3 rRNA genes are annotated in these 5482 nt (G+C 56.6%); all 3 read right to left on the bottom strand.

The annotated features are described in order from the left end of the window. Window positions 1-50: 50 nt before the first annotated feature. Window positions 51-163: ribosomal RNA gene (gene rrf, locus A5771_RS12505) — 5S ribosomal RNA — on the bottom strand. A gap of 142 nt (window positions 164-305) precedes the next feature. Beyond that, window positions 306-3429 (bottom strand): 23S ribosomal RNA (locus A5771_RS12500). 371 nt (window positions 3430-3800) lie between these two features. Continuing rightward, window positions 3801-5334: ribosomal RNA gene (locus A5771_RS12495) — 16S ribosomal RNA — on the bottom strand. Together the 16S, 23S and 5S rRNA genes form the textbook arrangement of a ribosomal RNA operon. Window positions 5335-5482 lie beyond the last annotated feature (148 nt).

Here is a 5482-nt window from a genome sequence, read left to right as displayed (position 1 = left end):
GGGAATTGGAAACGCCCCCCGATTTCTCGGGGGGCGTTTCGCTATGTTGTGTTCGGCGGTGTCCTACTTTTCCACCCGATTGGGCAGTATCATCGGCGCTGACAGGCTTAGCTTCCGGGTTCGGGATGGGACCGGGCGTTTCCCTGTCGCTATGTCCGCCGTAACTCTATTTATTTGTGTGGTGGTGGGCCGGCCCCTGTGTGGGGGTGGTCCTCCCGGGTCACCAAAACTTGTGTTTGGTGGTGGGGTGTGGGTTTTGAGAGTTTTGTGGTGTGGTTGCGGGCAACACATTTTGTTTGTTGTGTGTTGGTAAGTTTTCGGCCGGTTAGTGCCAGTTCCCTGCACACCTTGCGGTGCTTCCAGGTCTGGTCTATCGATCCCGTGGTCTGCGGGGGGCCTTATCCCACTTAATGGGTGAGAATCCTGGTCTTGGAGTGGGTTTCCCGCTTAGATGCTTTCAGCGGTTATCCTGTCCGAACGTGGCCATCCAGCCGTGCTCCTGGTGGAACAACTGGTATACCAGAGGTTCGTCCGTCCCGGTCCTCTCGTACTAGGGACAGGTTTCCTCAAGATTCTGACGCGCGCGGCGGATAGAGACCGAACTGTCTCACGACGTTCTAAACCCAGCTCGCGTGCCGCTTTAATGGGCGAACAGCCCAACCCTTGGGACCTGCTCCAGCCCCAGGATGCGACGAGCCGACATCGAGGTGCCAAACCATCCCGTCGATATGGACTCTTGGGGAAGATCAGCCTGTTATCCCCGGGGTACCTTTTATCCGTTGAGCGACACCCCTTCCACTCGGGGGTGCCGGATCACTAGTCCCGACTTTCGTCCCTGTTTGACGTGTCAGTCTCACAGTCAAGCTCCCTTGTGCACTTACACTCAACACCTGATTGCCGTCCAGGTTGAGGGAACCTTTGGGCGCCTCCGTTACATTTTAGGAGGCAACCGCCCCAGTTAAACTACCCACCAGGCACTGTCCCTGAACCAGCTTCATGGTTCGAGGTTAGAGGTCCAATACGATCAGAGTGGTATTTCAACAACGACTCCACCCACACTGGCGTGCGGGTTTCACAGTCTCCCACCTATCCTACACAAACCGCATCGAACATCAATACCAAGCTATAGTGAAGGTCCCGGGGTCTTTTCGTCCTGCCGCGCGTAACGAGCATCTTTACTCGTAATGCAATTTCGCCGAGTCTATGGTTGAGACAGTTGAGAAGTCGTTACGCCATTCGTGCAGGTCGGAACTTACCCGACAAGGAATTTCGCTACCTTAGGATGGTTATAGTTACCACCGCCGTTTACTGGGGCTTAAATTCTCAGCTTCACCCCGAAGGGTTAACCGGTCCTCTTAACCTTCCAGCACCGGGCAGGCGTCAGTCCGTATACATCGTCTTGCGACTTCGCACGGACCTGTGTTTTTAGTAAACAGTCGCTTCTCACTGGTTTCTGCGACCCCCTCCCGCTGCCGGCCGCGAAGGCCTTGACGGTATGAGGGTCCCCCTTCTCCCGAAGTTACGGGGGTATTTTGCCGAGTTCCTTAACCATAGTTCACTCGTACGCCTTGGTATTCTCTACCTGACCACCTGTGTTGGTTTGGGGTACGGGCCGTGTGCGTGCTCGCTAGAGGCTTTTCTCGACAGCATAGGATCACCGAATTCGCCACATATGGCTATGCATCACCTCTCGGACTTGTATGAGACCCGGATTTGCCTAGATCTCGTCCTACCGGCTTACCCCAGTATTACCACTGACTGGTACGGCTACCTTCCTGCGTCACCCCATCGCTTGACTACTACCAACGAAGGTCCCACGCAGCCCCCCGCCGCCTCTTTCCCGAAGGATCGAAGTCAGCGAGGTTTTGGGTGGTTAGTACCGCTGATTCATCAGGGACGCCCACACACGGGTACGGGAATATCAACCCGTTGTCCATCGACTACGCCTGTCGGCCTCGCCTTAGGTCCCGACTCACCCTGGGAGGACTGGCCTGGCCCAGGAACCCTTGGTCTTTCGGCGGGCAAGGTTCTCACTTGCCTCATCGCTACTCATGCCTGCATTCTCGCTCCCACACCCTCCACCACTAGATCACTCTGTGGCTTCACCGGATGCAGGACGCTCCCCTACCCAATACTTACGTATTGCCGCGGCTTCGGCGGTGTGCTTGAGCCCCGCTACATTATCGGCGCACAATCACTTGACCAGTGAGCTATTACGCACTCTTTCAAGGGTGGCTGCTTCTAAGCCAACCTCCTGGTTGTCTTCGCGACTGCACATCCTTTTCCACTTAGCACACGCTTGGGGGCCTTAGCCGGCGATCTGGGCTGTTTCCCTCTCGACGCACGGAGCTTATCCCCCGCCGTCTCACTGCCACGCTCACACTCACCGGCATTCGGAGTTTGGCTGACGTCAGTAACCTAGTAGGGCCCATCGGCCATCCAGTAGCTCTACCTCCGGTGAGAAACACGCAACGCTGCACCTAAATGCATTTCGGGGAGAACCAGCTATCACGGAGTTTGATTGGCCTTTCACCCCTACCCACAACTCATCCCCTCAGTCTTCAACCTAAGTGGGTTCGGGCCTCCACGCGGTCTTACCCGCGCTTCACCCTGGCCATGGGTAGATCACTCCGCTTCGGGTCCACAACACGCCACTACACCACACACTGTTGTGCGGATACGCCCTATTCAGACTCGCTTTCGCTGCGGCTACCCCACCCGGGTTAACCTCGCGACGTGCCGGTGACTCGCAGGCTCATTCTTCAAAAGGCACGCCATCACCCCACCACAAAGGAGGGCTCTGACGGATTGTAGGCACATGGTTTCAGGTACTATTTCACTCCCCTCCCGGGGTACTTTTCACCATTCCCTCACGGTACTCGTCCGCTATCGGTCATCGAGAAGTATTCAGGCTTACCGGGTGGTCCCGGCAGATTCACAGCGAATTCCACGGGCTCGCTGCTACTTGGGAAATCATCGCAAGGCAGGTGTCGGATTTTCACGTACCGGGCTCTCACCGTCTACGGCAGACCATCCCAGGCCACTTCCGCTAACCACAACACTTTCTCACTGCCCTCCAGCCAGGTAGAGCCGGACACAACACTCCCACAACCCCGCATGCACAACCCCTACCCGGTATCACATGCATACGGTTTAGCCATCCTCCGCTTTCGCTCGCCACTACTCACGGAATCACATTTTGTTTTCTTCTCCTACGGGTACTGAGATGTTTCACTTCCCCGCGTTACCTCCCCACCGGCTATACATTCACCGGAGGGTGACACGACATCACTCGTGCCGGGTTTCCCCATTCGGACATCCTCGGATCCACGCTCGGTTGACAGCTCCCCGAGGCATATCGCAGCCTCCCACGTCCTTCATCGGCTCTCGATGCCAAGGCATCCACCATGCGCCCTTAAACACTTACAAACACAAAAACCAAGAAACAAAAATTGCAAAACAAAGCAACACCCCCAAAGGAGCCTTGCTCGTTTCAGATGCTCGCAACCACTATCCACAAAACAAACACCACACCCCACCACCAAGTGTGAGGCGACAACACACCCACCCCCACAAAAAAGGGGCGAAAACGGGCCTGTTGCCTCAGGACCCAACAGTGTGCCCAGCACGCGCCGGCCAGCACCACCCCCGAAGAGGCCGCACTGGTTAGTGGTCACCGATATTGTTGTTCGTACATTCCTCTGCACCACCGGCCACCCACTACAGGCGCCGGCCAAACAATCTCCCAACCGCAACACCCTCACCCATGTGAGGCACGGGGGAATCATGGTGCTCCTTAGAAAGGAGGTGATCCAGCCGCACCTTCCGGTACGGCTACCTTGTTACGACTTCGTCCCAATCGCCGATCCCACCTTCGACGGCTCCCTCCCAAGGGTTAGGCCACCGGCTTCGGGTGTTACCGACTTTCATGACGTGACGGGCGGTGTGTACAAGGCCCGGGAACGTATTCACCGCAGCGTTGCTGATCTGCGATTACTAGCGACTCCGACTTCACGGGGTCGAGTTGCAGACCCCGATCCGAACTGAGACCGGCTTTAAAGGATTCGCTAAACCTCACGGCATCGCAGCCCTTTGTACCGGCCATTGTAGCATGTGTGAAGCCCTGGACATAAGGGGCATGATGACTTGACGTCATCCCCACCTTCCTCCGAGTTGACCCCGGCAGTCTCTCACGAGTCCCCACCATAACGTGCTGGCAACATGAGACAAGGGTTGCGCTCGTTGCGGGACTTAACCCAACATCTCACGACACGAGCTGACGACAGCCATGCACCACCTGCACACAGGCCACAAGGGAACCGATATCTCTACCGGCGTCCTGTGCATGTCAAACCCAGGTAAGGTTCTTCGCGTTGCATCGAATTAATCCACATGCTCCGCCGCTTGTGCGGGCCCCCGTCAATTCCTTTGAGTTTTAGCCTTGCGGCCGTACTCCCCAGGCGGGGTACTTAATGCGTTAGCTACGGCACGGATCCCTAAAGGAAGGAAACCCACACCTAGTACCCACCGTTTACGGCGTGGACTACCAGGGTATCTAATCCTGTTCGCTCCCCACGCTTTCGCTCCTCAGCGTCAGTTACTGCCCAGAGACCCGCCTTCGCCACCGGTGTTCCTCCTGATATCTGCGCATTCCACCGCTACACCAGGAATTCCAGTCTCCCCTACAGTACTCCAGTCTGCCCGTATCGCCCGCACGCCCACAGTTGAGCTGTGAGTTTTCACGGACAACGCGACAAACCACCTACGAGCTCTTTACGCCCAGTAATTCCGGACAACGCTCGCACCCTACGTATTACCGCGGCTGCTGGCACGTAGTTGGCCGGTGCTTCTTCTGTACCTACCGTCACCCCGCAGAAAACCACGGAGCTTCGCCGATACTGAAAGAGGTTTACAACCCGAAGGCCGTCATCCCCCACGCGGCGTCGCTGCATCAGGCTTGCGCCCATTGTGCAATATTCCCCACTGCTGCCTCCCGTAGGAGTCTGGGCCGTATCTCAGTCCCAGTGTGGCCGGACACCCTCTCAGGCCGGCTACCCGTCGTCGCCTTGGTAGGCCATCACCCCACCAACAAGCTGATAGGCCGCGGGCCCATCCCACACCGCAAAAGCTTTCCACCACAGAACATGCATCCCATGGTCCTATCCGGTATTAGACCCAGTTTCCCAAGCTTATCCCAGAGTGCAGGGCAGATCACCCACGTGTTACTCACCCGTTCGCCACTCGAGCACCCCCGAAGGGGCCTTTCCGTTCGACTTGCATGTGTTAAGCACGCCGCCAGCGTTCGTCCTGAGCCAGGATCAAACTCTCCAAACAAAAAACGTTCAGAACAATCCTGAAAACATCAGTTCCGAAAAACCGACAAAAAACACCACACCCCCAACACGGGGCGCCAAGGATGTGGCAAAAACAACAACAAACAAAAACCACCAAACACACTATTGAGTTCTCAAACAACACGCCC

Origin of the sequence: Mycolicibacter sinensis (genome assembly GCF_001667375.1) — a bacterium.
Lineage (GTDB): Bacteria > Actinomycetota > Actinomycetes > Mycobacteriales > Mycobacteriaceae > Mycobacterium > Mycobacterium sinense_A.
Note: the sequence above shows the minus strand (reverse complement) of the source record. Positions and strands in the feature narration are given on the sequence as shown.